The following is a 23,968-nucleotide window of genomic DNA, read 5'->3' on the forward strand; positions in this document are numbered from 1 at the left end:
GAAGAAGTGGTGTTGCCGGCAGACGGTCACGCGGGGCAGGGCCCCGCGTGACATGCACGGGCGAAACGGGTCAGAGCCAGCGTTTCTCGCGGGTGAAGCAGACCGACAGCCAAGCATCCCCCAGGGTATCGCCGAGGCGGGACCAGAGCTCATGGCGCAGGGCATCCTGGCGCTCGATGGGCCACTCCTGCCCCGGTGCGACCAGGATGTTGAGTTCGAGATCGAAGCGGCGCCCGCTTTTCGCCAGATGGCTGTAACACTCGATGCCATGGCGCTGGCGCAGAGCCTCTATTTCGTGCTCGACCCGCTCGGTGACCTCCCCCTTGGGGGCGACTTTCAGCACCTCGCGCAGGTTGCGGCCCAGCACCTTGATGGGGATCAGGGTGGCGCACAGGGCGAGCAGGGTGACCAGCACCGGATCTATGTAGCGGTTGTAGTGGCCGTAGCCGAGGGCATCGAGGCCGATGGCGACCACGAAGCCCACCAGCAGGGTGGCGCTGAGCAGGGTGTCGACCAGCCACTCCTTGGAGTCGACCCGCACCAGCTCGGAGTTGACCCGCTCGGCGACCTCGGCCTCGACCCGGTAGATGATGGCGCAGAAGAAGGTGGAGACGGCCGCGTAGACGAGGGCATGGCCGAGATCGATCTCCCGTCCGCCGTCCAGCAGGGTGGTGATGCCGCTGTAGAAGGCGCCGAGGCAGAGCAGCAGGATGATGCTGCCGTTGATGACATTGGTGATGGGCTCGAAGTGGGCGTAGCCGTACTGGAAGCGCGCATCGGAGGGGCGGGTGACGAGATAGGCGGTGATGAGCCCGAGGCCCGTCATGCCCATGCTGAACAGGGTGAAGATGCCATCGAGCATGATGGCGTTGGAGCCGACGAACAGACCGTAGCCGATCCCGAACAGGGCGAAGCCGATGCAGCCGAACAGCGACAGGGTCAGGGCCTGTTTCTCGGTGCGAATAAGCGTACTGATAACATGGCTGTAATGAGCCATAAAAGTCCTCCTTTCAAATGGTGAAGATTGAGCGCGCAAGCGGTTTTCTAGCTGATATACTGCCGGCTCACATGTGAGCGGACCGGCCAAGGCAGCCCGAGAGAGGCGGGTCTGGCGGTCGTTGTCGCCGGTGTTCCGGCATCAAGCAAAGGAAGGGAACAAGGATTCATGATCCCGAGACTCGATTACCAGGACAGTTTGTCATCCACAACCCTGCAGTTCCTCGATGTATTGGGACGCAGCGCATTTCGTGGTGATATCGAAAAGTCTTATGCAAGCCGGTTGGCGATGGCGACGGACAACAGCGTCTATCAGGTTATTCCAGAGGCGGTCCTCTATCCGCGCAGCGCGGACGATATTGCAGTGATGCTCAGATTGGCCCAGGAGAGTGCCTATGCGGCCTTGAGTTTCTTCCCTCGCGGCGGCGGCACCGGCACCAATGGCCAGTCGCTGGGCGGCGGCATTATCGTCGATCTCTCTCGCCATATGAACCAGATCCTGGAAATTAACCTGGAGGAGGGGTGGGTGAGAGCCCAGGCCGGGGTGATCAAGGATCAGCTCAATGCCTATTTGAAGCCCCACGGCTACTTCTTCTCGCCGGATCTCTCCACCTCCAACCGCGCCACCCTGGGGGGCATGGTCAACACCGATGCCTCCGGACAAGGGTCGCTGGTGTACGGCAAGACCTCGGATCACGTGCTGGGGCTCAAAGCCGTGCTGGAGAACGGCGACCTCATGACCACGGAGCCGGTCAATGGCTCACGTCTGGCGGACAAGCTGGCGCTCGACAACCGGGAGGGGGAGATCTATCGCACCCTGTACCGCATCGGCAAGGAACGCCGCGCCGACGTCGAGGCCATCTTCCCCAAGCTCAACCGTTTCCTGACCGGCTACGATCTCAAGCACCTTTATACCCCTGAGACCGATACCCTGGACGTCAGCCGGGTGTTGTGCGGCTCGGAAGGGTCCCTCGGCTTCATCACCGAGGCGCGCCTCAACATCACCCCCATCCCCCGTTATCGCACCCTGGTCAACGTCAAGTACGACAGCTTCCCGTCGGCCCTGCGCAATGCCCCCTTCATGGTGCAGGCCCATGCGCTGTCGGTGGAGACGGTGGACTCCCGGGTGCTGGGGCTGGCCCGGGCCGACATCATCTGGCACTCGGTCAAGGCGTTCATTCAGGATGTGCCGGGCAAGGATCTGCAAGGCCTCAACATCGTCGAGTTTGCGGACACCGACGAGACGGAGCATGGGGCCAAGGTGGCCGAGCTGTGCCGCCGTATCGACGGGCTGCTGGCGAAAGGGGAGGCGGGCATCATCGGCTACCAAGTGTGCAACCACCTGCCGAGCATCGAAACCATCTACGCCATGCGCAAGAAGTCGGTGGGACTGCTCGGTAACGCCGAGGGACGCAAGAAGCCGGTGGCCTTCACCGAAGATACCGCCGTGCCGCCGGAATCCCTTGCCGACTTCATCATGGAGTTCCGCGCCCTGCTCGATGACAAGGGCCTGGATTACGGTATGTTCGGCCACGTGGACGCGGGCGTCTTGCACGTGCGCCCGGCGCTGGACTTGTGCGACCCCGAGCAGGAGGTGCTGCTGCGCGCCATCTCGGATCAGGTGGTGGCGCTCACCGCCAAATATGGCGGCCTGATGTGGGGGGAGCACGGCAAGGGGTTCCGATCCGAATACAGCCCCGCCTTCTTCGGGGTGCTGTGGGAGGAGCTGCAGCGGGTGAAGGGGGCCTTCGATCCCCAGAACCGCATCAACCCCGGCAAGATCTGCGTGCCCTATGGTAGCGGGGCCGAGCTGGTGTCGGTGGACGGGCCCAAACGTGGCAAGTTCGACCGCCAGATCCCCCTCGCGGTGCGGACCAGTTATACCCGGGCGCTGGACTGCAACGGCAACGGCCTGTGCTTCACCTTCGAGACCGACTCCCCCATGTGTCCCTCGGTCAAGATCAGCAAGGACAGACGCCACTCGCCGAAAGGACGGGCGGGGCTGATGCGCGAATGGCTGCGCCAGCTGGCGGAGCAGGGCTTCGATCCCCTGGCCGAGGAGGTGGCGCTGCAAAGCGGCGGTCTGCGTTTCAAGGCCATCGTCGACAAGGCCCGCTACACCCTGGCCCGCGCCCGCGGCCAGTATGACTTCTCCCACGAGGTGATGGAGGCGATGGAAGGCTGTCTGGCGTGCAAGGCGTGCACCAGCCAGTGTCCCATCAAGGTGGATGTGCCTACCTTCCGTGCCCGCTTCATGCAGCTCTACCACAGCCGCTACCTGCGCGGTCCCAAGGATTACTTCGTCGGCACCGTCGAGAGCTATGCCCCCCTGCTCGCCAAGGCGCCGAAACTGGTCAACTTCTTCCTGGAAAAAGAGTGGGCCCAGAAGGCGACCGAGAAGAGCATCGGCATGGTGGACGTGCCGCTGCTCTCGGTGCCGACCCTGGCGGAGGAGTTGCGCGATCACAAGGCTCGCTACTTCGACCTGCCGGGCCTGGAGGCCATGAGCCCAGAGCAGCGTCAAAAAGTGGTTCTCATCGTGCAGGATCCCTTCACCAGTTATTACGACGCCCCCGTGGTGCGCGACTTGGTGAAACTCGCCAGCAAACTCGGGCTTCAGCCCTATTTGCTGCCGTTCAAGCCCAACGGCAAGCCCCAGCACGTGAAGGGGTTCCTGCGCGCCTTCGCCCGCACCGCGGCGAGCGGCGCCCAGTTCCTCAACAGGATGGCAGCGCTGGGTATTCCCATGGTGGGGGTCGACCCCTCACTGGTGCTCTGTTATCGGGACGAGTACGCCAAGGTGCTCGGTCCCGCCCGCGGCGATTTCCAGGTGATGTTGCCCCAGGAGTGGCTGCTCTCTTTACCAGCAGAAACGCTACCGGTCCCCAGGATGGACGCCGCCGAGCAGGCCGAGGCCGAGCCCTGGTATCTGTTCGCCCACTGCACCGAGAAGACCGCCAAGCCCTCGACTCACGGCGACTGGGGCAGCCTGTTCCAGCGCTTCGGTGCCAGGTTGCAGCCGGTGTCGGTCGGTTGCTGCGGCATGGCCGGTACCTATGGTCACGACGCCAAACAGGTAGACAACTCCAAGGGGATCTATGGGCTTAGCTGGGCCGAGCCGCTCGCTCGTCTGCCCAAGGCGCGTTGTCTGGCCACCGGCTATTCCTGCCGCAGCCAGGTGAAACGGATGGAGGGGGAGAAACTCAAGCACCCGTTGCAGGCCCTGTTGGAACTGCTCTGATGCTGACGCTGCCCAAGCGGTTTCGGGTGCCGCAAGCCTATCGGCACCCGAGCTTCTTGTTGATACCGACCAGCCCGACTCAGGCAGTGGTGGAGTTCGTGGCCATGCTGCGCGAGCGGGATCAGTTGCACCGATTGTTTCGGCCGGATGATCTCTGGCCCTCTGCCAGCTTCAGCCTGAGCCAGCACGAGGCGGATCTGGAGTGGCAGCATTCCGAGTTTCTGGCCAAGCGCTCCTTTGCTTATGGCCTCTGGAGCCCGGAGCGGGAGCCGCAGTTCTGGGGCGGAGTCTACCTCTATCCTTCGGTGTTGCCGGAGGTTGAAGTCGAGCTGTTCTTCTGGAAGGTGGCCGAGGCAACCCTTGGAGATGTCGAGCTGGAGACCGAGTTGCGCGCCTGGCTTGGCAAGGCCTGGCACTGGTCGACACCCTGCCTGCCGGGGCGAGAAGTGCCCTGGGAGGAGTGGCCAGGAGTGACCTATCCCTGGTGAGGTCGAGCACCTGCTGGCTCCCTCTATTCAATGCCCCTGAGCGGGGCATTTTTTATCGAACCGTTTTGCACTGACCCCGGTCGTTTTGATATCGTTAATGCCAACCCATTGATCATACTCATTAATCATATAAGGAGTCTGACTATCATGAGTCAAGAGAACGCCCCCATCTGGCGCAAGCCCATGAGTCTGGACGGCCTCAACGCCAGCTCCAGCAACACCCTGATGGCGCACCTTGGCATCCTCTATACCGCCTTTGGCCCCGACTGGCTGGAGGCCAGCATGCCGGTCGATCACCGTACCCATCAGCCGCTCGGCATGCTGCACGGCGGCGCCTCCGTGGTGCTGGCGGAAACGCTGGGATCGCTTGCGGCCAACATGGCGGTCGGGGAGGATAGCTATTGCGTGGGACTGGAGGTCAATGCCAACCATCTGCGAGCCAAGCGGGAAGGGGTGGTAACCGGGCGTTGTATCCCTCTGCATCTGGGGACGACGACTCAGGTGTGGCAGATAGAGATCCGGGATGAGCGTGCGCGTTTATTGTGCACCAGCCGACTGACCATGGCGGTGCTCAAACACAAGCGGGACAAGGACTCCCGCGAGGAGTGATCTGCAATAACGCACCATGAGTGCAAAATATGCAAGCCATAGTCGCGAGATCCCTCTATAATTGCCAACGTCTTGAGATGCTTATCACATTTTTCAAGACAGCAGAACAAAGTGGCGCTATAATCGCCGCCTTTTTGCTATTCCGCGGTGTTTAGCCGCCTGCCTTAATCTGGAAGAATCTATGTCTGATACCGAACAACTGCCCCTTTTTAGTGAGCTTGGACTCGCCGCGCCTGTACTGAAAGCGCTGCAGGACGTGGGCTATGAGCGCCCGTCTCCCATCCAGGCCGCAGCAATCCCCCACCTGATGGCGGGACACGATCTGCTGGGGCAGGCGCAAACCGGTACAGGGAAGACCGCTGCTTTTGCCTTGCCTCTGTTGTCTCGTCTGGAAGCTGGTAACCGTAACACTCAGATTTTGGTGCTGGCACCGACCCGTGAGCTGGCGCTGCAGGTGGCCGAAGCGTGCCAACGCTATGCCCACCACATGCCTGACTTCCACGTGCTGCCGATCTACGGTGGCGCCTCCTACGAAACCCAGACCCGCGCCCTGCGTCGCGGTGCTCAGGTCGTCGTGGGTACCCCAGGTCGTGTGATGGACCTGATCCGTCGCAAGAACCTGGATCTCTCCGGTCTGAAAGCCCTGGTACTGGACGAAGCCGATGAAATGCTGCGCATGGGCTTCATCGACGACGTCGACTGGATCATGGATCAGTGCCCGAGCACTCGTCAGGTTGCCCTGTTCTCCGCCACCATGCCGGATCAGATCCGTCGTGTGGCCCAGAAGCACCTGAAACAGCCCAAAGAGATCAAGATCGTCTCCAAGACCTCCACTGCACCGACCATCCGTCAGCGCTACTGGCAGGTGACCGGTCTGCACAAGCTGGACGCCATGACCCGTCTGCTGGAAGTCGAGCCCTACGAAGCCGTGCTGGTGTTCGTTCGTACCAAGAACGCTGCCGAAGAGTTGGCTGGCAAGCTGGCTGCGCGCGGCCATGCCTGTGAAGCCCTGCACGGTGACATCCCGCAGAAGCTGCGTGAGCGTACCGTCGACAAGCTGCGTCAAGGCCAGCTGGACATCCTGATCGCCACCGACGTGGTCGCCCGTGGTCTGGACGTTGAGCGCATCACCCACGTGGTGAACTACGACATTCCCTACGATACCGAATCCTACGTACACCGTATCGGTCGTACCGGTCGTGCCGGTCGCAAGGGCGAGGCCATCCTGTTCGTGGCACCGCGCGAGCGCCGCATGCTGCGCGCCATCGAGCACGCCACTCGTCAGGCCATCGAGCCGATGAAGATGCCGAGCACCGAGGACATCAACCAGCACCGCATGACCAAGTTCAAGGAGCGCATCCGGGAAACCATGATGGGCGAAGAGCTGGAGATCTACCACAACCTAGTGAACGAGCTGATCCAGGAAGACTCCGCCGATCCGCTGGAACTGGCTGCCGCACTGGCCAAACTGGTACAAGGCGACCAGCCGCTGCTGCTGGATGAATCCATCCCGGATCCTGCGTTCAACGCCGGCAACGATCGCGGTAGCTTCGAGCGTCGTGACTTCAACGATCGCGGTGGTCGTGACTTCAATGACCGTGGTGGCCGTGACTTCGCCGACCGTGGCGATCGTCCTGCCCGTCGCATGCCGTCCCTCGAGCCGCGTCCGCTGAAAGACAATCCTGACGTAGAGATGGAACGCTACCGCGTAGACGTGGGTGCCCATCACGGCGTCAAGCCGGGTCAGATCGTGGGCGCCATCGCCAACGAAGCGAACATCGAGAGCCGTTTCATCGGCAACATCGACATCGCCGATGACTTCTCCACCGTCGATCTGCCCAAGGGCATGACCGCCGATGTGCTGGAAGTGATCAAGAAGGCCCGTGTCTGCCAGCGTCCGCTGCAGATCAGCCGCTACACCGAAGTACCGGCCGGCACCAACACGGCTCCCCGTCCGTCCAGCGATCGTCCTGCCTTCAACAAGGACCGTCCTTTCAACAAGGATCGCCGTCCTGCCGGTGACCGTCCGTTCAACAAGAGCGGAGAGCGCCGTGAAGGTGGCTTCAACAAGGATCGCAAGTTCGGTGGCAACAAGCGCCGCGACAGCTAAGTCCTGATTGCACTGATAAAAGGCCGCTCATCGAGCGGCCTTTTTGTTGCCTGCGCAAACCTGGAAAGTGACCTGTACGGCCTGATGTCGCCTCGTCGAACGCCTATTCTGGTGGCGCCTTGATGGAACAGCGGTGGAGCCGATGAGGGGCAGGGTGTTACCTTGTGCTACTGGAGAGTGGGCGCTGGCTGCAAGCCGCCGCGTGGCGAGATGGATGGGAGATGGACGGATGGATCGATTAGGGGCGATGGAGGCCTTCGTGCTGGCGGTGGAGACGGGATCCTTCTCGGCGGTGGCCCGTCGGCTGAGCCTGGGTCAGCCCGCGGTGTCCAAGCTGATCGCCCAGCTGGAGGCGCAGCTTGGCAGTCGGTTGCTGTTGCGCTCGACCCGCGGCCTGACCCCGACCGAGGCCGGTGAGGCCTACTACCTGCGAGCCAGGCAGATCCTGGGCGACATCCGGGAGGCGGACGCCCTGGTGGCGCAGTGCCGCGGCGAATTGAGCGGTCGCCTGCGGGTGAGCGCACCCGTTACCTTCGCCCGCTTGCACATCATTCCCCATCTGCCTGAGTTCCTCGACGCTCACCCTAAGCTCGATATCGAGATCCTACTGGACGATGGCAACGTCGATCTCATCTCGGCCGGGATAGACGTCGCCCTGCGGCTCGGAGAGCAGGCGGACTCGGCGCTGGTTGCCCGCCGCTTGTCCCATTGTGCGCGGCGAGTGGTGGGGACGCCGGCCTATTTTGCAGCCAGGGGCATGCCGATGTCGCCCGTCGATCTGCAGGAGCACGCCCTGGTGATCTACAGCCCGAAACCCGGCATGGGGCTGCAGTGGCAGTTCCGTCGGGGGGACGAGCAAGCCGCCTTTGCCGGCCGCGGACGACTGACGGTCTCCGCCGCCGAGGGCATGCGCGCCGCCGTGCTCGCGGGCATGGGGCTGGCCATCAGCTCGGAGTGGATGTTTGCTCCCGAGCTGGCCAGGGGCGAGGTGATCCCTGTTCTTGCCGACTGGCAGCTCCCCAGGCTCGAGCTGTGGGCCCTGTTTCCTTCCGGCCGCGAGCTCAGTGCCAAGTCCCGCGCCTTCGTGGAGTTCGTGACCAGCTTGCCCGCTCTGCAGTCGCAGGCTTATTCCCGCCAGGAATAGCTGTTATCACGCCGGGCCGGCTACTGCGGCGCCCCGCACATGATTAGGCTGTGCTCATCCAGACCGTGCCTGACATGGTCTTCAATCATCGAGGATGACAACATGAGTACATCGATATCCACCCAGCCAACCACGGCGCCAGTGACTCTGCTCAGCCCTGGACTTGTCTTCGCCATGGCGCTGTCGTGCGGCCTGGCGGTGGCCAACATCTATTACAACCAGCCCATGCTGGCGGTGATGGCGCAAGATTTTCCCGGCCAATCCGCCATCCCGATGATCGCCATGCTGACGCAACTCGGCTATGCCGCCGGCCTGTTGCTGCTGGTGCCGCTCGGGGATGTGCTGGTGCGGCGCTGGCTCATCGTGGGGCAGTTTGTGCTGATCGCACTGGCCTCCATGCTGGCGGCGCTGGCCAGCGGACCCGGCATGCTGATGCTGGCCTCGATACTGCTTGGCATCGGTGCCACGGCTGCCCAGCAGATAGTGCCGGTGGCGGCGACGCTGGCGGACCCTGCCAGACGGGGCGCGGTGGTTGGCAGCGTGATGAGCGGGCTGCTCGGCGGGATCCTGCTCAGCCGCACCCTGGCCGGTGTCATCACGGCCTATGGTAGCTGGCGGGCCATGTTCTGGCTCGGAGTGCCTCTGGCCCTGCTGGGGGCGCTGTTGATGGCCCGGATGATCCCGCTTGGCTTGCCTCGCTCCCGCTTGAGCTATGGCGGGTTGTTGCGCTCCCTCGTCGGCCTGTGGCGTGAAGAGCCCAGCCTGCGCCGTGCGACCCTGACCCAGGCCCTGCTGTTTGCCTCCTTCAGCGCCTTCTGGACTGTGCTGGCTTTCTACCTCGCGGCTCCCGAATACCGGCTCGGGTCCGAGGTCGCCGGCCTGTTCGGGGTGATCGGGGTCGCGGGGGTGGTAGCCGCGCCGCTGGCCGGACGGATGGCCGACAAGCTGGGTGCGAGATCCGTGGTGCTGGCAGGGGCCTTGCTGGTGGTACTGGCCTGGATAGGCTTCGAGGCATGGCACTCCCTGCTCGGGCTGGCGCTGGGGGTCATCCTGCTGGATCTGGGGGTACAGAGTGCCCTCATCGCCCATCAGCAACTGATCTACGGCCTGCGGGCAGAGGCGAGGGGGCGGGTGAATACCCTGTTCATGACCGGCATGTTCCTCGGAGGCACCCTGGGTTCGAGCCTGGCCATGCTGGCCTGGCAACAGGGGGATTGGGCAGGCGTGGGCGTCGTGGGACTGGTGCTGGCGTCGTTGGCGCTGCTCAGCGGCGTGCTCGGCAAGGGGACAAGCCCGGCCAATTCATGAGGTGCAGCCAGCGGTAGAGGGATGAAAACGAGAAAGGCGACCCCAGGGTCGCCTTTTGCATGCAATGACAGTCGCCGCGCCTTTAGAGCACCATGGCGGCAATCCAGCCGAAGATGATGAGCGGGATGTTGTAGTGGATGAAGGTGGGCACCACGCTGTCCCAGATATGGTCATGCTGGCCGTCGGCGTTGAGACCCGAGGTGGGGCCCAGGGTCGAGTCGGAGGCGGGAGAGCCCGCATCCCCCAGCGCACCGGCGGTCCCCACCAGGGAGATGGTGGCCAGCGGGGAGAAGCCCAGATGGATGCACAGCGGCACATAGATGGTGGCGATGATGGGCACGGTGGAGAAGGACGAGCCTATTCCCATGGTGATCAGCAGACCCACCAGCAGCATCAGGAAGGCGGCCAGTCCCTTGTGACCAGCCATCATGCCGGAGACGGCCTGCACCAGGCTTTCCACCCCGTGGGTCTCTTTCATCACGGCGGCAAAACCGGCGGCGGAGATCATGATGAAGCCGATGAGGGACATCATGCGTACGCCCTGGGTGAAGGCGTCCTGACTCTCGCGAAACTTGATGACGCCGCCACAGGTGAAGATGACAAAACCGGCCAATGCACCGAGGACGATGCTGTTGGTCATCAGCTGCAGCCCCAGCGCCACGGCGATGGCCAGCAGGGCCACCCAGATGTGGTTGAGGTTGAGATTGACCGTCTCGGGCTCGGCGGCCAGGATCTTCTCCAGGTCATACTGGCGCGGCTTGCGATAGCTGAAGAACAACGCGATCAGCAGGCCGATGAACATGCCAAACACCGGGATGGCCATGGCCAGCGGCAACTGGCTGTGCTCTACGGCAACACCGTTGTCGATCAGGTTCTTGGCCAGGATGTTGTTGAGGAAGATGCCACCAAAGCCGACCGGCAGCAGCATGTAGGTCGCGGTCAGGCCGAAGGTGATGACGCAGGCCACCTGACGGCGGTCGATCTGCATCTGGGCCATGACGTGCAACAGCGGCGGGATCAGGATGGGAATGAAGGCGATGTGCACCGGGATCAGGTTCTGGGAGGAGATGGAGACCCCCAGTACCGAGCTGAGCAACAGGGTCTTGACCCAGAGGATGCGGGAGCTGCTGGCATCCTTGCCCAGTTGGCTTATCACCTTGCGGGCCAGCAGATCGGTGATCCCGGAGCGGGAGATGGCGACCGCGAAGGCCCCCAGCATGGCGTAGGAGAGGGCGATCTCGGCACCACCACCGAGGCCACCGCTGAAGGTGCTGAGGGTCTGCTCGAGGGAGAGCCCACCGATCAGGCCGCCGACGATGGCGCCGATGGCGAGGGAGACCACCACATTGATCCGCAGCAGGCTGAGCACCAGCATCAGCGCCACCGCGATAACAACAGGATTCATTTGTTTTCCTTATAGTTTGTATAGCTGTCTGTCGTCTGAAAGGCAGCTAGTTTGCGAAAAATGTGACAAATGTCTAGTAAAAAATCAGGCAAACAGGCTACTGGGCAGCATCTTGTTGCACAAAATTGATCGAGACCGGCGTTTGGTCTGCCAGCCGCGCCAGCACTGGCTTCTGGTCAAACCAGCGCGGCCGCCTTATTCCCCGTTTTGCCCCGCTAAAAACAGACAGGCTGCCATCTGGCAGCCTGTCTGGGCGAGGTCGGGATTGACTCAGGCATCCGGCTCGTCAGCGGGCATCTCGTCCGGGTTGGCCGGTGGCCAGCCCCCCAGGCTCTTCCAGCGATTGACGATGTGGCAGAACAGCTCAGTGGTGCGCTCGGTGTCATAGAGGGCGGAGTGCGCCTCTTTATTGTCAAACGGAATGCGGGCGCTCTGGCACGCCTTGGCCAGCACCGTCTGGCCCAGCGCGAGGCCGGCGAGCGCGGCGGTATCGAAGGTGGCGAAGGGGTGGAACGGATTGCGCTTGAGGCCGGCACGCTCGGCCGCCGCGGTCACGAAACCGTGATCGAAGGTGGCGTTGTGGGCGACGATGATGGCCCGGCCGCAGTCGCTCTCCTTCATGCCCTTGCGCACCCCCTTGAAGATCTCGGTCAGCGCCTCTTTCTCGCTGACGGCGCCGCGCAGCGGGTTGAAGGGATCGATGCCGGTGAATTCCAGCGCGGCCTTCTCCAGATTGGCACCTTCAAATGGCTCCACATGGAAATGGAAGATCTGATCGGGCATGAGCCAGCCCTGCTCATCCATCTTGAGGGTATAGGCGGCGATCTCCAGCAAGGCGTCGGTGCTGGCATTGAACCCGGCGGTTTCAACATCGATGACGACGGGGAAAAAGCCTCGAAAGCGGCCCTTGAGAGTGTGAACGGCGTCGGTCATGGTATCTCTGTCGGCGTGAAAGGAGGCGGCATTATGGCAAAAAAGCACGGCCTTGTCCCTCCCGAGCGATGGGGTGGTTCACGCCCGGCCCGCGGCGTCCGCCAGCACCAGGGGGCTTGCGGCCCCGTCCTGGGGCCCGATGCGTCGCCACCCGGTTTTCCCCGCTTTGTTGCTAAAGCTTGCCAGCCCCCTGCCGATAGTTAATCCGAGATCGTATGGAGGGCAAGCCGTTGAATGCTTGGGTGTTAGGGTTGGTCAGCATATCAGTGAGTATGCAATTGCAGGCGGGGGTCACCGAATTCGGTGCCGGCCTGGATCAATCCGTCTGGCGATTGACCTCGGACAGCCAGATCGAATGTCGCCTCGAGCACCCCATTCCCCGCTGGGGAACCGGGGCCTTCGTCAGCCGTGCCGGCCGCAAGATCAACCTGGATTTTGAATTGAAGGGGCAACGGCCCCAGGCCCGTACCCAGCGGGTGAGCCTCGGCATCATGCCGCCGGTCTGGCGACCGGGCGTGGCGGGCCGCGAGATCAGCCAGTTGCAGCTCTACCAGCAGTTCGACGGCCTGGTGGCCGGGCAGACCGCCTGGACCATGCTGGACGAGCTGGAGGGAGGGCGCATGCCAACCTTCCAGTACCGGGACTGGTATCGTCAGGATCAACCGGTGCGGGTGTCGCTCTCCTCGGTCAACTTCAGGGTCAAATACCAGGCCTTCATGGACTGCCTGAGTGGCCTGCTGCCCTACAGCTTCAACGACATCGCCTTCAGCGTGCTCTCCTACGACAAAAACAGCGATGCCCTGTCGCCGGCCTCCAAGCGTCGGCTGGCGATGATCGGCGACTATGTGAAGGCGGACAAGAGCATCAATGTGGTGGTGATCGACGCCTACAGCGACAGCTACGGCGGGCGCTGGCCCAACCAGAAACTCTCCGAGAAGCGCGCGGATGCCATCAAGCAGGTGTTTGTGGATCTGGGGATCGAGGAGGGCAAGATCTCGGTGGAGGGACACGGCGAGAAGCAGCATGTGGCGTCCAACGAGACGGACGGCGGTCGCGCCAAGAACCGGCGAGTGGTGATCAATATGGGTCGCAACGGCACCATCTAGGCGGGCAGTCTTTTAGACTGCTCAACTGTCATATCCCCTTGTCTCCTGCTTTTATTTCACTCGTAATCGAAGTGTTATGCTGGTCAGTGCCAGCCAGATCCCGTGCCTCCCGGCGTCTGCCGAACTCCCTTGGCGCTCCCTGTTTTTCATGAGTAACGGGCATAAAAAATGCCAGTCGACTGGGCCGACTGGCATTTTTTTCAGGAAAGCCTGAGCTTATCTGGCCAGAGAGTCCGGCAGGTTTTCGCGGATCTTGCCGAGCATCTCTTTGAGCACGCGCGGGTTGGCGACCACGATGTTGCCGGAGTTCTCGTAGTTGTGACCACCCACGAAGTCGGTGACGATGGCGCCGGCTTCCTTGGCCAGCAGCTCACCGGCTGCGGTTTCCCAAGGCTTGAGGCCGATTTCCCAGAAACCGTCGATGCGGCCGGCGGCCACGTAGGCCAGATCCAGCGCAGGGGCGCCGGCACGGCGGATGTCGGCACACTCGATGAACATGCTCTGGAACATCTTCAGGTAAGGTTCGATGTGGTGCTTCTGCTTGAACGGGAAACCGGTCGCGAGCACGGTGCCGGCCATCTCTTTGGCCTTGCCGACACGGATGCGGTAGCCGTTCAGCTGGGCGCCGTTACCACGGGTAGAGGTAAACAGTTCATCGCGGATCGGATCGTAGACAACGGCTTGTTCGGTCTTGCCCTTGACGCGCAGGGCGATGGAGACGGCAAAGTGCGGAATGCCTTTGACCAGGTTGGTCGTGCCATCCAGTGGGTCGATGATCCATTGGTAATCCGGATTGGTACCGGCGATCTCACCAGACTCTTCAGCCACGATGCTGTGTTCCGGGTAAGATTTTTTGATGGTATGAATGATGGCCGCTTCGGCTTCACGGTCAACGTTGGTCACGAAGTCATGGCTGCCTTTCTGGATAGCCTCGATGTTTTCAGGCTGGGAGAAGGCTTTTACTACAACTTGACCGGCGTTGCGCGCAGCGCGCACGGCGATATTCAGCATCGGATGCATAGGTTCACCACTGGATGTTAAAGAACGGGGGATAAAAGGACGCGGTATCTTACCAAGATATTCTGGAATGGCAACCGTTATCCGCAGACGCCGTCACGGGATTGACTGCCAGATCTGACGGCTCCAATAAAGACTCTTTTTGGTCTAGTCTTATTGCGGCAGCCGGATAACAGGCTGTGGTGAGCATAGGGATATGAACCATGAATCTGTCATTAGTCAGTCAAAAACCGTCAGCCGCGACGACGCTGGGAGTGCTGGCTGCGCTGCGAGCCTCCAGCGGATATGGGGACTATTTCAGCGAGGTGCGGGTCGCACAGCCAGGCCAATGGCAACCCTCGAAGGAGGAGGCGGCCATCTTGTTGCTGGAAGGGGACGATGACACCTGGCCCGAATTGGCCTGGTCCGCCAGCGGTGACCCTCTCGGGTTGCCCGTGTTGCCGTTGCTGGTACACCGCCAGGATGACAGCCTTCCCCAGGGACCGGATGTCAGAGACCCGCGTTTCTACTTTGTTTCCAATGGCATAGTGCTGGATGAGGCGGAGCTGGCGGATCCCGCCTGCAGCCATATCTTGCAGAGCAAGCTCGAGTCCTATTTCCCGCTCCTCTCCCGCCTCACCCTGCTGCGTCAGCGCCAGCCTCTGGGTCTGCGCAACTAGGCTCTGCTTCTCATACCGGACTATTCAAACGGCGCAATATTTGTCATAACAGACCGGTATTGCGCCGTCGTGATCGCTGCCATGCCCAAGCTTGCGGGCGATGACGACAAGCGAGTGCCAGGTCAACGGAGAATGAGATGAAGGTGTATGAGCTGAGGCGTGCCCCCAACGCCCGCCGGGTCAGGATGTTTCTGGCGGAAAAAGGCATCGAGATGACGTACCAGCAGGTGGATCTGGGGGCGGGGGAGAACCTTGCACCTGAATTTCTCGCCAAGAACCCGGCGGGGCGCATCCCGGTGCTCGAGCTCGATGACGGTACCCATCTCAGTGAAACCCTGGCCATCTGCCGTTACTTCGAAGAGCTCAATCCTGAGCCCAATCTGTTTGGCAACACGCCGCTGGAGAGGGCAACCATCGAGATGTGGAGCCGCTTTATCGAGTTCAATTTATGGCTGCCCACCGGCATGGCGTTTCGCCATATCACGGGATTTTACAAGGACAGAGAGACCACCTTCCCCGAGTGGGGAGAGGAGTGCAAGAAGAACGCACAGGCGTGGTTTGACAAGCTGGACGCCCGCCTCGCGGACGTCCCCTATATCGCCGGTGAGCGCTTCACCATCGCCGACATTCTGGCCCTGTGCACCATCGACTTTGGCAAGGTCGTGGACTTGCGCATCGGCCCAACCCAGTTTCATTTGCAGGCCTGGCACGAGCGGGTCAGTGCCCGTCCCAGCGCCAAGGCCTGAATCACAAGGAGTCCAGCATGATCGATCTCTATACCGCCGCCACCCCCAATGGCTTCAAGGTTACCATCGCCCTCGAGGAGCTGGGGTTGCCCTACCGGGTGATCCCCCTCGATCTGTCGGCGCTGGATCAGAAGCAGCCCGATTTCCTGGCGATCAATCCGAACGGTCGCATCCCGGCCATCGTCGATCGGGACAACGGCGACTTCGCGGTGTTCGAATCCGGCGCCATCCTGCTCTATCTGGCGGAGAAGGCGGGCAAGCTGTTGCCGCAGGATCCCAAGCGCCGCTCTCAGGCCATCCAGTGGCTGATGTTCCAGATGGGCGGGGTGGGTCCCATGATGGGGCAGGCCAACGTCTTCTATCGCTACTTCCCCGAGAAGATCCCGGCGGCCATCGAACGCTACCAGAAGGAGGGGCGTCGTCTGTTCGAGGTGCTCGATGCGCATCTGGCCCACCACGAGTATCTGGCGGACGAATACAGCATCGCCGACATCGCCACCTGGCCCTGGGTGAGAATTTACGACTGGAGCGGGATCTCCATCGAGGGTTTGCCCCATCTGCAGGCCTGGATGGCGCGTCTGGATGCTCGCCCCGCCTGCCAGAAAGGGATCACCATACCCCCGCGCAAGGAGGAGACGCCAGAAGAGGCGGCCAAGCGGGTGCAGCAGATGGTTACTCGTTAAGCTGACAAGGATGGCCCTGTGAGGGGCCATTTTTTCAGTATTTTTTCCCTCGTTTTTACATCGTTATTCCCACTGGTCATCTCGACAGGGCCCTGATCCTCAAGGGCTGATTGCGCCATTCACCTTCGTCAAATAAGCGATTCATCAAGAGATAAACGCTATTTTGCCAGAGAAATTGTTATGTTATAACGAAACCAATTTCGTCGATAATGATTATTGTTCTGGTGGAGAGAATGACAAAAAAGTACGCCTATTCAGGATGGTGCGCACTGGCACTGCTGGTCGGGATGAACGCGGCCCATGGCAAGCCGCTGACCATGGTGGGACCCTGGGAGATCCACAGCTTGGATCCGGCCAGCAACGGGGTCTTCTTTACCCGCTTGCAAGTCGCCGAGACCTTGGTGGAGGTTGATAGCAAGGGCCGCCTGCAACCCGGACTGGCCCGTGCCTGGTCGAGCTCCGAGGATGGCTTGCAGTGGCAGTTCAGGCTGCGCCCCCACGCCCATTTTCACGATGGCAGCGAGGTGAATGCCGGGCAGGTCGCCTTCGCCTTGCAACAGGCCTGGCGCAAGCCGGGGGTACTGACCAGTGCGCCGATCGCCACCATCGAGGCCAACGAGGGGAGGCTGCTCGTTACCCTGGCCCGGCCATTCCCCTCGCTGGCGGCGGTGCTGGCCCATCCCAGTACCCAGATCCTGGCCAGGGGGGCCTATGACGACAAGGGAGAGGTGACTCGGGTGATTGGCTCGGGTCCCTATCGCATCACCCGTTTGCAGCAACCGCAACGCATTGACGTCAGCCGCTTCGAGGGTTGGGATGGCGCCCAAGCCGCCATCGAGCAGGTCAGCTATCTGACGGTCGGCCGCGCCGAGAGCCGCACCCTGATGGCCGAGAGCGGTCAGGCCGACATCGCCTGGGGACTGGATCCGGTCAGCATCCGCCGTCTGCAGCAGGCCCCTCGCGTGACCATCGCCTCGGTGACCCTGCCGCGCACCATACAGCTCAAACTCAATGGGGCCGATCCGCACCTGAGGGATCCGGCGGTGCGCCGCGCACTCAGTCTTGCCATCAACCGCCGCGGTATGGCGGCCGCCCTGCTGCGGGATCCCGAGATGGCGGCGACCCAGTTGTTTCCTCCCAGCCTGAGGGAATGGCACCAACCCGGCCTGACTCCCCTTGCCTATGACGTGAAGGCGGCGCAGGCGGCCTTTGCCGCGGCGGGCTGGCAGAGGGGAGCCGACGGGGTATTGCACAAGGGACAGCAGCGCTTTGCCCTGACCCTGCGTACCTTCCCGGATCGCCCCGAGTTGCCGCAGTTGGCGACGGCGTTGCAGGCGCAGTGGAAGGAAGTGGGGGTCGAGCTCAAGGTGGCGGTGGGCAACTCGAGCGAGATCCCGGCCGGCCATCAGGATGGCTCGCTCCAGCTCGGCCTCTATGCCCGCAACTATGCGCTGGTGCCGGATCCCCTGGTGACCCTGCTGGGGGATCTGGCGCCCGCAGGTGCCGACTGGGGGGTGATGAACTGGCGATCCCCCGTCCTTGATAGCCAACTGGCGCGGCTTGGACGTGAAACCCTGCCAGCGGAGGAGGCCGCTGCGCTGCGCCGGGGCATCGCCAGCATCTTGCAACAGGATCTGCCGTTGCTGCCCATCGCCTGGTATCGCCAGAGTGCGGCGGTCAGCCGGGAGCTCAAGGGCTTCGAACTGGATCCCCAGGAACGCAGTTATTACCTGACCAGGCTGACATGGGGCGCCCAATGATGGTCTCTCCCTTGTCGAGCGTCGTGGCTCTCCTCGGCCAGCGGTTGATACAGGCGCTGATGGTGGCGCTGCTGGTGGCCGGGCTCTGTTTTCTGATGGTGCAAGCCCTGCCAGGCGACATCGCCTTTCGCATCGCCGCGGGTCGCTACGGCTATGACTATGTCACCGCAGAGGCTGCGAGTGCGGTGCGCAGCGAGCTGGGGCTGGCGGGTTCGGCCCTGGCCCGCTTCGGGGACTGGCTGGGCGCCCTGCTGCAGGGGGATCTTGGCAGCTCGCTGGTGACGGGGGCCCCGGTGGCGGGCGAGATTGCCCATCATCTGGGGGCGACCCTGTCGCTGGCCTTCACCGCCGTGGTGCTGGCCCTGCTGCTGGCGCTGCCCCTTGGCAGCCTGAGCGCCCTGCACCCGGGCGGGCTGTGGGATCGGCTGACCCTGGGCTGGAGCACGGTGATGCGGGCGTTGCCGCCCTTCCTGCTCGGGCTGGTGTTGATGGTGCTGCTCTCGGTCGAGCTGGGCTGGTTTCGCGCCGCCGGCCACGGGGAGGGACACAACCTCTGGCTGCCCGCGCTCACCCTGGGGCTCGGCCTGTCCGGCGTGCTGGCCCGGGTGGTGCGGGAAAGCGTGCTCGGCGTGGTGCAGTCCGATTATTACCGCTTCGCCCTCACCAAGGGGCTCTCCCCCTGGCGGGTATTCTGGCGGCACGGGCTGCGCAACATCGGGGTCAGCGTCATCGCCTACACCGGCGTGCAACTGGTGATCCTGATCGAGGGGGTGGTGGTGGTCGAGAGCCTGTTCGCCTGGCCCGGCATCGGCCATGCGCTGGTGCATGCCATCTTCTGGCGCGACGTGCCCATGGTGCAGGGCACTGTGCTGGTGCTGGCGGCGCTGTTCGTGCTGCTCAACACCCTGACCGATCTGCTGTGCCTCGCCATCGATCCCCGCGGTCCCAAGGAGTCCTGATCATGTCTTTTTCCGTCAAAGCGGGGGCGGGTCTGCTCCTGCTGGTGCTGCTGTTTGCCGTGCTGGCCCCCCTCGTCTGGTCCGATCCCGCCGCCCAGGATCTGGCCCATTTCCTGGCGGGCCCAAGCTGGCAGGAGCCGCTGGGCCGCGATCAGCTGGGCCGCAGCCTGATGGCGCGGCTCGGGGCGGCGACCCGTTTGTCTTTGCTGCTGGGGATCTTGTGCGTCATGACCGCCGCCCTGCTCGGCATGCTGCTGGGGTGGCTCTGCGCCTGGCGCGGGGGGTGGGTGGATGGGCTGCTGCGCAGCCTGGCCGACGCCGTGCTGGCCCTGCCGAGCCTGCTGCTGGTGCTGCTGTTCTCCGCCATGGCCCAGGGCGGTTTCGCCATCCTCTACCTCGGTCTGGCGATGGCGCAGTGGGTGGAGTACTACCGGGTGGTGCGGGCCCGCAGCCGCAGTTTGCTCGCCTCGCCCGAGGTGGAGGCGTCCCGGTTGCTTGGCTTTGGCCATGGCTACATAGCGCGCCGCCACCTCTGGCCCGTGCTGGCGCCCCAGTTGCTGACCATGATGGCGTTTGGCCTCGGCGGCACCATCCTGACCCTCTCGACCCTGGGGTTCGTCGGGGTGGGCATTCAGCCGCCCACCCCGGAGCTGGGGCTGATGATGACGGAGGCGCTGCCCCATTATCAGGAGGCGCCTCGCCTGTTGCTGGCCCCGATCGTGGTGATGGGGCTGATGCTGCTGGCACTGGTGCTGCTCAATCAGCGGGCCGCCCCTCATTCCCGTTGTTCACAAGGAGTTACCCCATGACGGCCATGCATATCAAGGGCCTGCAGGTGCGCGACGGCAGGCAGGTCTTGCTGCAGGCGCTGGACTTGACCCTGACGCCGGGCAGGGCGCTGACTCTGATAGGGGAGAGCGGCTCGGGCAAATCCCTGCTGGCCCACGCCCTGATGGGCACGTTGCCCGCGCCCCTGCGGGCTCTGGGGCGGCTCGAGGTGGCGGCTCAGCATCACGATCTGGCCGAGCCCCGTCGGCTGCGGACCCTGTGGGGGCGGGCGCTGGCGATGCTGCCGCAGGAGCCGGTGCTGGCGCTGGATCCCACCATGGGGTTGCTGCGTCAGGTGGAGGAGGGCTGGCTGGCTAACGGCCCCTGCGCGCGCTCGCGGGCCCGGGCATTGCTCGAGCGCCTGGGGCTGGCGGGGCACGAGCGTCAGCTGCCGCACCAGCTCTCCGGTGGCATGGCCCAGCGCGCCGCCTTCGCGGCGGCCACCCTGGGGCAGGCCCGGCTGCTCATCGCCGATGAACCCACCAAGGGGCTCGACCGGCAGGCCTGTACGAGGCTGCAAGAGTTGCTGCTCGGCTATCTGGCGCGGGGCAGCCAACTGCTGACCATTACCCATGATCTGGCCCTGGCCCGCGCCCTGGGAGGTTGGGTGCTGGTGGTCAAGGGGGGTGAGATAGTGGAGCAGGGGCCCGCCGAGCGGGTACTGCAACAGCCAGCCCACCCCTACACCCGCTCCCTGCTGGCGGCGGAGCCTGGGGCCTGGCCGAGGGCGAGTGCTCCCGTGCCCGGTGACTGGCTGCTGCGGGGGGAGGGCCTGACCATGGGCTATGGCGAGCAGCGGCTGTTCGAGGCGCTCGATGTGCAGCTGGCGCAAGGGGAGCGACTGGCCATCATGGCGCCGAGCGGGGCGGGCAAGAGCACCCTCGGCAACGTGCTGCTCGGCTTGCAGCGGCCCCTGCAAGGGCGGGTGCTGCGCCGGGAAGGGATAGCCCCCCACCGCTGGCAGAAGCTCTATCAGGATCCGGTGCAGGCCTTCGCCAGCCGGGTGCGCCTCGGCACCCTGTTTGACGATCTGCTGCGCCGCCATCGGCTGCCCCGCCAGCGCCTCGCGGACTATCTAGGGAGGCTCGGGCTCGACGAGCGCCTGTTGATGCGCCTGCCGACCCAGGTATCCGGGGGCGAGCTGCAGCGCCTGTCCCTGATCCGGGCCCTGCTGCTGCGCCCCGTGCTGCTGTTTGCCGACGAGCCCAGCTCCCGGCTTGATCCCCTCAGCCAGCAGCAGACCATGGCCTGCCTGTTGGAGGAGCTCGGCGAGATCGGCTGCGCCCTGCTGCTGGTGACCCACGACGAGGCCCTGGCCGACAAGGTCGGCGATCGCTGCCTGCGGCTGGGGGGCGGGCCGTCTGGCTGAGGGGCGAGGAACGACAGCCAGATGGTGGGCTGGATGAAAACAGCCGGGCGGCTTATCGAGGCGGGCTCTTTGAGCCGCCCCTTCGCAGGGCGGATGACCCCGTCACAGTGGCGGCAAGATCGTGCGCAATTCGCGACATAATATTCCGCAATGATGAAATAAATGACTGAATTTTTGATAATTTAAAGTTCGACACACTGCCACTGGCAGGGGTGTCCCGCGATGAAAAGGAGATGAGGGTGCATAAGCTCAAACCGGTACAACCGCTGACAAACCGCCGGACGGCGCCGGGTGAATGGCGCCGTCCGGCCTGTCTGTCGAGGCTCTTCCCCCAGCGCGGCGTCAGGGGGAGAGCGGGTGCCAACGTCCGTCAGCGGCGTGACTGGCCAGGCTGGCTTCGATGAAACGCATGCCGGCCACCCCGTCCTCGACCGTGGTCAGCGCCAGGCTCTCGGGGGGAGGGGCCTGGCCCGCCTGGAGGGCGTGGATCTGCAGGGCCGCATCGGTGTAGAGCTGGGCGAAGGCCTCCAGATAGCCCTCGGGGTGGCCGGCAGGCACGCGGCTGGCATGGCGCGCCGCCGGGCTATCCACCCGGCCCCGGGTCAGACGCTGGCTACTGCCCCCGATCGGGGTAAACCAGAGCTGGTTCGGCTCCTCCTGACGAAAGACCAGACTGGCCTTGCTGCCATAGAGGCGGATCTGCAACCGGTTCTCCTCGCCGCTGGCGACCTGGCTCGCGTTGAGCGAGCCACGGGCACCGTTAGAGTAGCGCAGCCAGACTTGCAGATGGTCATCCAGCGGCCGCCCCGGCACCAGGCTGTGGAGTTCGGCGGCAAGCTCGCTCGGCAGCTGTCCCGTGATGAAGGCCGCCAACTGGTAGGCGTGGGTGCCGATATCACCGAGGCAACCCGCCCGCCCGGCGCGGGCGGGATCCCCCCGCCAGTCTGCTTGCTTGTTCTGGCCAGGGGGGATGGCGTGGGCGAGCCAATCTTGTAGGTACTCCACCTGCACATACCGCAGCTCTCCCAGCTCTCCAGCGGCGACCAGCTCGCGGGCGTGGCGCACCATGGGGTAGCCGGAGTAGGTGTGGGTGAGGGCGAACAGTCGTTGCTGCTGGTGGGCGAGCTGGGCTAGCGCCTCCCCCTCGGCGAGGGACAGCGCGAGTGGTTTGTCGCAGATCACGTGGATCCCGGCCCTGAGAAAGGCGCTCGCCACCGGGGCATGCAGGTGGTTGGGGGTGGTGATGGCTACCACTTCGATGCCGTCGGGCCGGGCCGCCTCTGCCTGGGCCATGGCGGCGTAATCCTCGTAGCTACGGGTTGGATCCAGCCCGAGGGCGAGGGCACTCGTCCGGGCGTTGGTGGGATCGGCGGAGAGGGCGGCGGCGACCAGCTCATAGTGATCGTCCATGCGGGCGGCCAGCCGATGCACAGCGCCGATAAAGGCTCCCTGGCCGCCGCCCACCATGCCCAGACGCAGTCGTCGTGTCATTTTTTAGCTCCTTTTTTATCACTCGGATGATCGCCGAGGCCGAGCAGCTGTCTGACCTCTTCCTGTGCCAGGCCACTGCCTGCGAAGTCATCGAAGGCGTGCTCGGCAACCCGGATGATATGGCGGCGAATGAAGTCGGCCCCTTCGGCGGCGCCATCCTCCGGGTGTTTGAGGGCGCACTCCCACTCCAGCACGGCCCAGCCGGGATAGTCGTACTGGGCAAGCTTGCTGAAGATGGCGCCAAAATCGATCTGGCCATCCCCCAGGGAGCGGAAGCGTCCCGCCCGCTCCAGCCACGGGGCGTAGCCGCCGTAGACGCCCTGGCGTCCCGAGGGCCTGAACTCGGCGTCCTTCACGTGGAAGGCGCGCACCCGCTCGTGATAGTTGTCGAGGAAGGCGAGGTAATCGAGCTGCTGCAACAGCATGTGGCTGGGATCGTAGAGCACGTTGACCCGGGGGTGGTGGTTGGTCGCCTCGAGGAAACGCTCCAGCGTGGTGCCATCGAACAAATCTTCCCCCGGGTGCAGCTCGTAGCAGAGATCGACCCCGGCCTCGTCAAAGGCCTGCAGCAAGGGGAGCCAGCGACGGGCTAGCTCGGCGAAGGCCTCCTCGATGAGCCCGGCGGGGCGCTGGGGCCAGGGATAGAGATAGGGCCAGGCGAGGGCGCCGGAGAAGGTGACATGGGCATCGAGGCCGAGTCGTTGGGAGGCTTTGGCGGCTGCCTTGAGCTGATCGGCCGCCCACTGGGTGCGGGCGGCGGGCTTGCCGCGCACCGCCGGGGGGGCGAAGCCGTCAAACAGCGTGTCATAGGCGGGATGGACCGCCAGCAGCTGGCCCTGCAGATGGGTGGAGAGCTCGGTGATGACGAGCCCCCGCTCGGCCAGCAGGCCGCTGACCTCGTCGCAATAATCCTGGCTGTCGGCCGCCTTGGTCAGATCGAACAGGCGCGGGTCTGTTGGCAGTTGCAGGCCGCGAAAGCCGAGGCCGGCGGCCCAGTCTGCGAGCCCGGTGAGGGTATCGAACGGTGGCTGGTCTCCCATGAACTGGGCGAGGAAGATGGCCGGTCCCTTGATGGTCTTCATGGGCACTCCTGAATAAAAGTGCGATAAGCGGATT

At 63.7% G+C, this 23,968-nt stretch carries 20 protein-coding genes; 14 read left to right on the forward strand and 6 right to left on the reverse strand.

All coding sequences use genetic code 11. From position 1 onward, the window contains the following. Positions 1-70: 70 nt before the first annotated feature. Positions 71-997 (reverse strand): cation diffusion facilitator family transporter, encoded by a 927-nt coding sequence (locus ACZ9IL_RS04770; RefSeq protein WP_476002474.1) that lies wholly within the window; start codon positions 995-997, stop codon positions 71-73. Between the two features lie 168 nt (positions 998-1,165). On the opposite strand from ACZ9IL_RS04770, the gene ydiJ reads away from it, so the two are divergent. The 6 genes from ydiJ to ACZ9IL_RS04800 all read left to right on the forward strand — a co-directional run bounded on the left by ydiJ (position 1,166) and on the right by ACZ9IL_RS04800 (position 9,896). After that, on the forward strand, positions 1,166-4,237 hold the full coding sequence (gene ydiJ / locus ACZ9IL_RS04775) for a D-2-hydroxyglutarate dehydrogenase YdiJ (protein ID WP_476002475.1): 3,072 nt from the start codon (positions 1,166-1,168) through the stop codon (positions 4,235-4,237). Continuing rightward, positions 4,237-4,725, forward strand: coding sequence for a hypothetical protein (locus ACZ9IL_RS04780; protein WP_476002476.1), 489 nt, complete (start codon positions 4,237-4,239; stop codon positions 4,723-4,725). Before ydiJ ends, ACZ9IL_RS04780 begins: the two co-directional genes overlap by 1 nt. A 147-nt stretch (positions 4,726-4,872) precedes the next feature. Next, positions 4,873-5,334, forward strand: coding sequence for a hotdog fold thioesterase (locus ACZ9IL_RS04785; protein WP_476002477.1), 462 nt, complete (start codon positions 4,873-4,875; stop codon positions 5,332-5,334). Positions 5,335-5,515: 181 nt separating this feature from the next. Continuing rightward, on the forward strand, positions 5,516-7,444 hold the full coding sequence (locus ACZ9IL_RS04790; protein WP_476002478.1) for a DEAD/DEAH box helicase: 1,929 nt from the start codon (positions 5,516-5,518) through the stop codon (positions 7,442-7,444). Between the two features lie 229 nt (positions 7,445-7,673). Then, complete coding sequence (locus tag ACZ9IL_RS04795; protein WP_476002479.1) at positions 7,674-8,588, forward strand: LysR family transcriptional regulator; 915 nt, start codon at positions 7,674-7,676, stop codon at positions 8,586-8,588. A 102-nt stretch (positions 8,589-8,690) separates the two neighbouring features. After that, positions 8,691-9,896: an MFS transporter gene (locus tag ACZ9IL_RS04800; protein WP_476002480.1), complete on the forward strand. Its 1,206-nt coding sequence runs from the start codon at positions 8,691-8,693 to the stop codon at positions 9,894-9,896. An 82-nt stretch (positions 9,897-9,978) separates the two neighbouring features. Here the strand turns inward: ACZ9IL_RS04800 and ACZ9IL_RS04805 are convergent, their stop codons facing one another. Both ACZ9IL_RS04805 and rnt read right to left on the reverse strand, forming a co-directional pair. After that, positions 9,979-11,301: a Na+/H+ antiporter family protein gene (locus ACZ9IL_RS04805; RefSeq protein WP_476002481.1), complete on the reverse strand. Its 1,323-nt coding sequence runs from the start codon at positions 11,299-11,301 to the stop codon at positions 9,979-9,981. A gap of 270 nt (positions 11,302-11,571) precedes the next feature. Then, positions 11,572-12,234 carry a ribonuclease T gene (rnt, locus tag ACZ9IL_RS04810; protein ID WP_476002482.1) on the reverse strand — a complete coding sequence of 221 codons (663 nt, stop codon included), beginning with the start codon at positions 12,232-12,234 and terminating at the stop codon, positions 11,572-11,574. 230 nt (positions 12,235-12,464) lie between these two features. Here rnt and ACZ9IL_RS04815 point away from each other — a divergent pair, with 230 nt between their 5' ends. Continuing rightward, positions 12,465-13,340: a flagellar protein MotY gene (locus ACZ9IL_RS04815; protein WP_476002483.1), complete on the forward strand. Its 876-nt coding sequence runs from the start codon at positions 12,465-12,467 to the stop codon at positions 13,338-13,340. A 216-nt stretch (positions 13,341-13,556) separates the two neighbouring features. Here ACZ9IL_RS04815 and suhB read toward each other — a convergent pair whose 3' ends face one another. Beyond that, a complete protein-coding gene (gene suhB, locus ACZ9IL_RS04820) occupies positions 13,557-14,360 on the reverse strand; it encodes an inositol-1-monophosphatase (protein WP_476002484.1) in 804 nt (267 codons plus the stop codon). A gap of 200 nt (positions 14,361-14,560) precedes the next feature. Here suhB and ACZ9IL_RS04825 point away from each other — a divergent pair, with 200 nt between their 5' ends. The 7 genes from ACZ9IL_RS04825 to ACZ9IL_RS04855 all read left to right on the forward strand — a co-directional run bounded on the left by ACZ9IL_RS04825 (position 14,561) and on the right by ACZ9IL_RS04855 (position 21,361). Next, on the forward strand, positions 14,561-15,016 hold the full coding sequence (locus tag ACZ9IL_RS04825) for a hypothetical protein (protein ID WP_476002485.1): 456 nt from the start codon (positions 14,561-14,563) through the stop codon (positions 15,014-15,016). Between the two features lie 137 nt (positions 15,017-15,153). Continuing rightward, on the forward strand, positions 15,154-15,762 hold the full coding sequence (locus ACZ9IL_RS04830) for a glutathione S-transferase family protein (RefSeq protein WP_476002486.1): 609 nt from the start codon (positions 15,154-15,156) through the stop codon (positions 15,760-15,762). Between the two features lie 17 nt (positions 15,763-15,779). Next, complete coding sequence (locus ACZ9IL_RS04835; protein WP_476002487.1) at positions 15,780-16,445, forward strand: glutathione S-transferase family protein; 666 nt, start codon at positions 15,780-15,782, stop codon at positions 16,443-16,445. A gap of 233 nt (positions 16,446-16,678) precedes the next feature. Continuing rightward, the gene (locus ACZ9IL_RS04840; RefSeq protein WP_476002488.1) at positions 16,679-18,205 is read left to right on the forward strand and encodes an ABC transporter substrate-binding protein; all 1,527 of its coding nucleotides are present in this window, start codon (positions 16,679-16,681) and stop codon (positions 18,203-18,205) included. Beyond that, positions 18,202-19,164, forward strand: coding sequence for an ABC transporter permease (locus ACZ9IL_RS04845; RefSeq protein ID WP_476002489.1), 963 nt, complete (start codon positions 18,202-18,204; stop codon positions 19,162-19,164). The genes ACZ9IL_RS04840 and ACZ9IL_RS04845 overlap by 4 nt, the downstream gene beginning before the upstream one ends. Before the next feature lie 2 nt (positions 19,165-19,166). Further along, on the forward strand, positions 19,167-19,973 hold the full coding sequence (locus ACZ9IL_RS04850; protein WP_476002490.1) for an ABC transporter permease: 807 nt from the start codon (positions 19,167-19,169) through the stop codon (positions 19,971-19,973). Next, the gene (locus ACZ9IL_RS04855) at positions 19,970-21,361 is read left to right on the forward strand and encodes an ABC transporter ATP-binding protein (RefSeq protein ID WP_476002491.1); all 1,392 of its coding nucleotides are present in this window, start codon (positions 19,970-19,972) and stop codon (positions 21,359-21,361) included. Before ACZ9IL_RS04850 ends, ACZ9IL_RS04855 begins: the two co-directional genes overlap by 4 nt. A 342-nt stretch (positions 21,362-21,703) precedes the next feature. Here ACZ9IL_RS04855 and ACZ9IL_RS04860 read toward each other — a convergent pair whose 3' ends face one another. Then, complete coding sequence (locus tag ACZ9IL_RS04860; RefSeq protein WP_476002492.1) at positions 21,704-22,852, reverse strand: Gfo/Idh/MocA family protein; 1,149 nt, start codon at positions 22,850-22,852, stop codon at positions 21,704-21,706. Then, positions 22,849-23,934: a sugar phosphate isomerase/epimerase family protein gene (locus ACZ9IL_RS04865; RefSeq protein ID WP_476002493.1), complete on the reverse strand. Its 1,086-nt coding sequence runs from the start codon at positions 23,932-23,934 to the stop codon at positions 22,849-22,851. The genes ACZ9IL_RS04860 and ACZ9IL_RS04865 overlap by 4 nt, the downstream gene beginning before the upstream one ends. Between the last annotated feature and the right edge of the window lie 34 nt (positions 23,935-23,968).

It is taken from the genome of Aeromonas sp. TECH754 (assembly GCF_056279295.1).

Excerpts from the sequence above, each read along its gene's own strand:
- ACZ9IL_RS04770 (WP_476002474.1), bottom strand. The coding sequence starts at position 997 with ATGGCTCATTACAGCCATGTTATCAGTACGCTTATTCGCACCGAGAAA.
- ydiJ (WP_476002475.1), top strand. The coding sequence starts at position 1,166 with ATGATCCCGAGACTCGATTACCAGGACAGTTTGTCATCCACAACCCTG.
- ACZ9IL_RS04780 (WP_476002476.1), top strand. The coding sequence starts at position 4,237 with ATGCTGACGCTGCCCAAGCGGTTTCGGGTGCCGCAAGCCTATCGGCAC.
- ACZ9IL_RS04785 (WP_476002477.1), top strand. The coding sequence starts at position 4,873 with ATGAGTCAAGAGAACGCCCCCATCTGGCGCAAGCCCATGAGTCTGGAC.
- ACZ9IL_RS04790 (WP_476002478.1), top strand. The coding sequence starts at position 5,516 with ATGTCTGATACCGAACAACTGCCCCTTTTTAGTGAGCTTGGACTCGCC.
- ACZ9IL_RS04795 (WP_476002479.1), top strand. The coding sequence starts at position 7,674 with ATGGATCGATTAGGGGCGATGGAGGCCTTCGTGCTGGCGGTGGAGACG.
- ACZ9IL_RS04800 (WP_476002480.1), top strand. The coding sequence starts at position 8,691 with ATGAGTACATCGATATCCACCCAGCCAACCACGGCGCCAGTGACTCTG.
- ACZ9IL_RS04805 (WP_476002481.1), bottom strand. The coding sequence starts at position 11,301 with ATGAATCCTGTTGTTATCGCGGTGGCGCTGATGCTGGTGCTCAGCCTG.
- rnt (WP_476002482.1), bottom strand. The coding sequence starts at position 12,234 with ATGACCGACGCCGTTCACACTCTCAAGGGCCGCTTTCGAGGCTTTTTC.
- suhB (WP_476002484.1), bottom strand. The coding sequence starts at position 14,360 with ATGCATCCGATGCTGAATATCGCCGTGCGCGCTGCGCGCAACGCCGGT.
- ACZ9IL_RS04825 (WP_476002485.1), top strand. The coding sequence starts at position 14,561 with ATGAATCTGTCATTAGTCAGTCAAAAACCGTCAGCCGCGACGACGCTG.
- ACZ9IL_RS04830 (WP_476002486.1), top strand. The coding sequence starts at position 15,154 with ATGAAGGTGTATGAGCTGAGGCGTGCCCCCAACGCCCGCCGGGTCAGG.
- ACZ9IL_RS04835 (WP_476002487.1), top strand. The coding sequence starts at position 15,780 with ATGATCGATCTCTATACCGCCGCCACCCCCAATGGCTTCAAGGTTACC.
- ACZ9IL_RS04840 (WP_476002488.1), top strand. The coding sequence starts at position 16,679 with ATGACAAAAAAGTACGCCTATTCAGGATGGTGCGCACTGGCACTGCTG.
- ACZ9IL_RS04845 (WP_476002489.1), top strand. The coding sequence starts at position 18,202 with ATGATGGTCTCTCCCTTGTCGAGCGTCGTGGCTCTCCTCGGCCAGCGG.
- ACZ9IL_RS04850 (WP_476002490.1), top strand. The coding sequence starts at position 19,167 with ATGTCTTTTTCCGTCAAAGCGGGGGCGGGTCTGCTCCTGCTGGTGCTG.
- ACZ9IL_RS04855 (WP_476002491.1), top strand. The coding sequence starts at position 19,970 with ATGACGGCCATGCATATCAAGGGCCTGCAGGTGCGCGACGGCAGGCAG.
- ACZ9IL_RS04860 (WP_476002492.1), bottom strand. The coding sequence starts at position 22,852 with ATGACACGACGACTGCGTCTGGGCATGGTGGGCGGCGGCCAGGGAGCC.
- ACZ9IL_RS04865 (WP_476002493.1), bottom strand. The coding sequence starts at position 23,934 with ATGAAGACCATCAAGGGACCGGCCATCTTCCTCGCCCAGTTCATGGGA.